Consider the following 4,728-nt stretch of genomic DNA (forward strand, 5'->3'; position numbering starts at 1 on the left):
ATCACCGTGATGAGCTGCGCGAGCACCCCAACCACTCGTCACACCAGGACCGTTGACCTGCACGAATCACGATGGAACTTCCTCATTGAGGCAGGGCTGGAGATGTTCCCCGAGGCCCCCTCGCTAGTGACCGTCAACCATGGTGGCCACGACGGGCGTGCGTTCCGGCCGGACTTGGCTCCGCTTCCGTCCAGGTGCGCGAAGATCGGGGAAGGGCTGCTCGTCCCGCCCGGAAGCTTCCCCTACGCCACGTCGTCGCCGGATTTGGCGGCTCCGCCGTTCGTCATCGAGCTCCGCAACCACGGCAAGGCGCGGAAGATCGACCGGCCGCTGTCCGCGGTCATGGCGGGTGGCAATCACCATGGGCTGGTCATCCCGTACCGGAAGGGCGCGAAGGCCAAGCCGACGTCCGAGCCGCTGCACACCCTTTCCACGCACGATTCGGCCGGTCTGCTGCGGCAGGCGGCACGGATCGAGGACTGCTACTTCCGGATGCTGAAGTGGCGCGAGCAGATGAGCGCGCAAAGGTTCCCGCCCGGCTACATCGTCACGGGGACCAGCGACGCCGCCCGGACGGTCCAGGCCGGAAACGCGGTGAGCTGCAACGTCGCCCAGTGGCTGGGCGAGCGCGTGGCCGCCGTTCTGTAAACCCCGTGGGGCCGTCCCGGAGGCGGCCCCACCGCACACTTCCCCTTTCAGTCGGGCCCGGAGGGCAAACCGGGCCCGGCGCCCACAAGCCAAAGGAGCGCCGCATGGCCTTCTCAGACCCCCGGCACGACGCCCGCGAACGCATCGCCTATACCGCCCGCACCGTCCAGCACACCCGCACCGTCCGCCTGGCGATCCGGCTCCTGCTCACCCGGGGCATCCGGCCCCAGGTGACCCGTTCCCGCCCCACCGAGTCGCCGTGGGTGGACGTCACGTTCACCCACGGGGCCACCTCCGTCAGGTGGTCCAACACCTACTACCCCCACGGGCACAGCCTCCGATTCAAGCTTCTGCCGCTCGCCCTGGCGCCCACCGTCCTCGCCGCCGTCGACAGCGCCCCGGACAGCGAGTTGGCCGCTTTCCACGACCCGACCGACTTCAAGGGCGAGGCCGCCCGGTGGCTGGACGACCAGACCGCGGGACTGCTGGGCGTGGTCGACAGCCGCCCGATGCCGGGCTATGACGAGGAGGCGTTTGACACGCCGATCTACAGCTCGGAGTTGTCCGGGCGCTGGCAGGTGGAGGGGATCGCCCTCCTGGAACTGTCCGGCCCGGACATGACCGCCGTGTGCGACCTGGAGATCCTGCGCCTCAGCGAGGCGGCGGCGCACTCGGTCATCACCGCCTACGCGGCCCAGATCCCGCCGCGCTGATCCAGCCGGCTGCCTGGCAGGCGCCACCTCGGCGATGCCAGGCAGCCGGGACTGACCCCCTCGCTGCCCAGGGTCCGGGCAGCCCCACCGAACACCTCCATCTGGGAGAGACCCATGCCCCGAAACCTCAGCACCCCTCCGCCGTGCGGAAGCGCGTGCGGCGCACAGCTCGAACTCTTCGCTCCGCCGCCCCTGCCCGCGCCGGCCGCCGGGTTCGACTGGGATCGCAACGACGTCGTGATTGTCGGCGACAGCGGCGGAAAGGACAGTGGCGTCCTCGTGCACGAGGTGTGTACGCAGGCCGACCAGGCAGGCCAGCTGCACAAGGTCAGGGTGTTGCACTGTGATCTCGGCCGTACGCCGAACGGGCACCTGATCGAGTGGCCCGGCGCGCTCGAAGTGGCCCGCAGCCATGCCGACCTGTACGGAGTGCCGTTCGTCGTCCGCCGCAGTCAGCGGTGGCCGTCCTTGTGGGACCGGATCATGGACCACGGCAACTTTCCAGGCTTCTTTGCCAGGTTCTGTACCTCGGATCTGAAGACCGCCGTCGGCCGCGACTACGTCGACGAGGTCGCCGCCGAACTTCGGCTCGGCCGCCCCATCCGGGCCGGGTACGCGATGGGCATGCGCGCCGAGGAGTCCCGGGCCCGCGCCAAGAAGCCGGTTATCGAGCAGCACCGTATGACCGCGAAGACGCTGCGCGACGTCACGACCTGGCTGCCGGTCCACCACCTCAAGACGGACGAAGTCTGGAAGGCCCATCGCGAGCACGGCATCCCGTGGCATCCGGCCTACGAGCACGTGGGGCGGCTCAGCTGCCGAGCGTGCCCGCTGGCCAAGCGGGCCGACCTGATCGCGTCCGCGCGGATCAACCGCGAGATCTTCGCAGAGTGGGCCGGGGCGGAGCAGCGTCTGGGCAAGCCGTTCAAGAAGAACCTGACCCTGAAGCAGATCGTCGAACTCGCCCGCAGCTGACCGGACCAAGGGATACGCCCCGGCCACATCACGCCCTGGCTCACTCCGGCAGGGCGGCTACCCGGGAATTCATCCACGAACCCGGCAGTTCGGGGGGCCGGTGACCCGAAACGCCGTTGACCCCCACCCACCCGAAAGATAAATTTACCTATGTCGACGCGGGGTCAACGGCTTCGGATGCAGCCCCTCACCTTCGTCAGGCTGCGCGAGCCGACCGTCTCGATTCCCAGCCGGAGCGCGGAAGGGCAAACCGCGCTCCGGCACCGAACCCACAACCGTGAAAGGCAGCCCACCCATGGACTTCACAGGGCCTCTCGACATCAAGGCGCCTACCGACTACGCCGAACTCATCAAGTCGACGCCGCCGGAGCGGGGGCACGCCCTCCTGGCCTACGCCCTCCGCTGGGTGGGTGAGGACGGCGCGAAGACGGACGGCGAGGGCAACGTCACGCCGGGCTGGGCCGCGACGCCCGACGGCTGGGAGACGTTCAACGCCACCTACGCGCCCGAACTGGCCGGAGAGATCTGCGCCGACCTCCTCTCCTACGTGTGGGAGGCAGCCGGAGCCGAGGGCCTGGGCCTCTCGCTGCGGACCCTCTTCACCTCTCTGACGGGCGAGGAGATAGCGGGGGACGGAGACGTACAGCACTCGCTGCGGACTCTCCTCGACTCCCTGGCCGACGCACTCGACTGACGTCCCACCCCCGTACTCCTCCGGTGCGCGGCAGGGCAAAGCCGCGCACCGGAGCCGAACCCACCAAAGCGAAAGAGCACCCCATGCAGACACACGCGATGCGCACCGCAGCCCGCGAGCGAGTCACAGCCGCGCGTCATCAGCTGGATCTGGCCACGGCCGTGCTGGCGCTCCGCCAGAGGGCGGCAGCGAGGCACAGGCGACAGATCAGCAAGGCGGACGGCAGCCTCCTTCAGTGCCGCTCCGAACAGCGGCTTCTTCCTGCCGACTTCAGCAGCAAGTGGATCGAAGCCGCTGACGCTGGCCGGACGGTCCGTGAGCAGGCCCTCCGGGAGGAGGAGGCCCTGACGGCCGCCTACGAGGTCGTTGCCGCCGCCCACCGACTGGCCCTCGGCACGGCACACCGCGAGGTGCACCCCGTACCCGAGCGAGGCACCGTGATCGCTCCGGCCAATCCCGTCGCGCACGCCGTCAACTACACGGCAACGTATGCCAGTTCCCACGACGGCGACGCGATCGATCACCCCGCCCCGCTGTCGGCCGACCGCGTCGAATTCGTCCTCGGCCTGTGGCAGAAGGTTCCGTCTGCGCGGATCCTCCTCGATGCGTCCTGTACCTACACCGTGGCTCTGCCCGGCAGCTACATCGAGCTGCGCCCCGTCGACGAGCCCGCGCCGACCGAGGGCGATGTGCTGCACGCCGCCCTCGGCGCCTACGGCCTGCCGTCGTCCCCCATGTGGGAGTGCGGCATCACCTACCGCGTGATCCCGCTCGACACCACGGCCACCAGCCAGGACGTCCATACCGGCCCCCGCCTGTTCGTCCAGTCCGGCGAAAGCGCCGACCGGCCGATCGACGCCCACGAGGAACCGTGGACGATCACCCTGCACAACGCCGACGGCGACCAGATCCGCACGCTATACAGCGGTTCCCACGTGCCGGGGAACATCGCCGAGGAGTCCGCCGACTGCGCGAAGTTCGCCGCGTCGTGGATCCGCGACAACGCGCACGCCCACCTCCCCGGGTTCTGACCCCTCCCTTGAGTCCGGGGCGCGGACACGCGCACGCCCGCCCGCGTCCTGGTCTCGGCTCACCGCCTCCTCCAGCCGGCGAACTGCCGTCCGGCCTCACCCGAAAGGCAACCGATCATGGACACTCCGTCCCGCATCAAGAATCGCACCAACCGCGGCGAAGCCGCCGTGTGGGAATACCTCGACACCTCGTGTGGCGGCAGCGTTTTCAACCAGGACCCCGCCGTCCGTGGCATGCGCGCCCTCCTGATCTACGGCCGAGACCAGTGGGCGGCCGGGTGGGACGTGCTCCGCACCAGCCCCGCCTTCCGCAGCGAGGCGGAGACCACCGTCACCACGCTGTTCGGCGACGTCCTGCACTACTGGGCCCGCCGCAACCTCAACTTCGACCTTCTCCAGCACCGCGTCTGGGAGTTGCGCGGCGAATTCGAGCCCTTCGACTTCGGCCGGTTCGCCGACGAAAGCGAACTCGCGGCCCTGGCCACGTCCGACGTGACCGAGGTCATCGCCCGGCTTCTGGCCGACCTACTGCTGTGCGCCGAGCGGCTGAACCTCAGCTCCGAAGACCTCTTCACCAACGAGGAAGTTCCATCGTGATTCGTGCAGGTCAACGGTCCTGGTGTGACGAGTGGTTGGGGTGCTCGCGCAGCTCATCACGGTGATCATT

The 4,728-nt window shown here is 69.1% G+C and carries 5 protein-coding genes and 1 pseudogene; all 6 read left to right on the forward strand.

Features of this window, described 5'->3' with window-relative positions:
* Window positions 1-648, forward strand: a pseudogene (locus tag H8R17_RS44450) (hypothetical protein); the annotation flags it as partial.
* Between the two features lie 104 nt (window positions 649-752).
* Window positions 753-1,361 (forward strand): hypothetical protein, encoded by a 609-nt coding sequence (locus tag H8R17_RS44455; protein ID WP_187828843.1) that lies wholly within the window; start codon window positions 753-755, stop codon window positions 1,359-1,361.
* 114 nt (window positions 1,362-1,475) lie between these two features.
* On the forward strand, window positions 1,476-2,336 hold the full coding sequence (locus tag H8R17_RS44460; protein WP_187828844.1) for a phosphoadenosine phosphosulfate reductase family protein: 861 nt from the start codon (window positions 1,476-1,478) through the stop codon (window positions 2,334-2,336).
* 295 nt (window positions 2,337-2,631) lie between these two features.
* Entirely contained in the window at window positions 2,632-3,030 is a 399-nt protein-coding gene (locus H8R17_RS44465) for a hypothetical protein (RefSeq protein WP_187828845.1), read from the forward strand.
* A gap of 83 nt (window positions 3,031-3,113) precedes the next feature.
* A complete protein-coding gene (locus tag H8R17_RS44470; protein ID WP_187828846.1) occupies window positions 3,114-4,061 on the forward strand; it encodes a hypothetical protein in 948 nt (315 codons plus the stop codon).
* 117 nt (window positions 4,062-4,178) lie between these two features.
* Complete coding sequence (locus H8R17_RS44475) at window positions 4,179-4,658, forward strand: hypothetical protein (protein ID WP_187828847.1); 480 nt, start codon at window positions 4,179-4,181, stop codon at window positions 4,656-4,658.
* Window positions 4,659-4,728 lie beyond the last annotated feature (70 nt).

This window comes from Streptomyces sp. TRM68367, from assembly GCF_014495685.1.
Taxonomy (GTDB): Bacteria; Actinomycetota; Actinomycetes; order Streptomycetales; family Streptomycetaceae; genus Streptomyces.

Excerpts from the sequence above, each read along its gene's own strand:
- H8R17_RS44455 (WP_187828843.1), top strand. The coding sequence starts at position 753 with ATGGCCTTCTCAGACCCCCGGCACGACGCCCGCGAACGCATCGCCTAT.
- H8R17_RS44460 (WP_187828844.1), top strand. The coding sequence starts at position 1,476 with ATGCCCCGAAACCTCAGCACCCCTCCGCCGTGCGGAAGCGCGTGCGGC.
- H8R17_RS44465 (WP_187828845.1), top strand. The coding sequence starts at position 2,632 with ATGGACTTCACAGGGCCTCTCGACATCAAGGCGCCTACCGACTACGCC.
- H8R17_RS44470 (WP_187828846.1), top strand. The coding sequence starts at position 3,114 with ATGCAGACACACGCGATGCGCACCGCAGCCCGCGAGCGAGTCACAGCC.
- H8R17_RS44475 (WP_187828847.1), top strand. The coding sequence starts at position 4,179 with ATGGACACTCCGTCCCGCATCAAGAATCGCACCAACCGCGGCGAAGCC.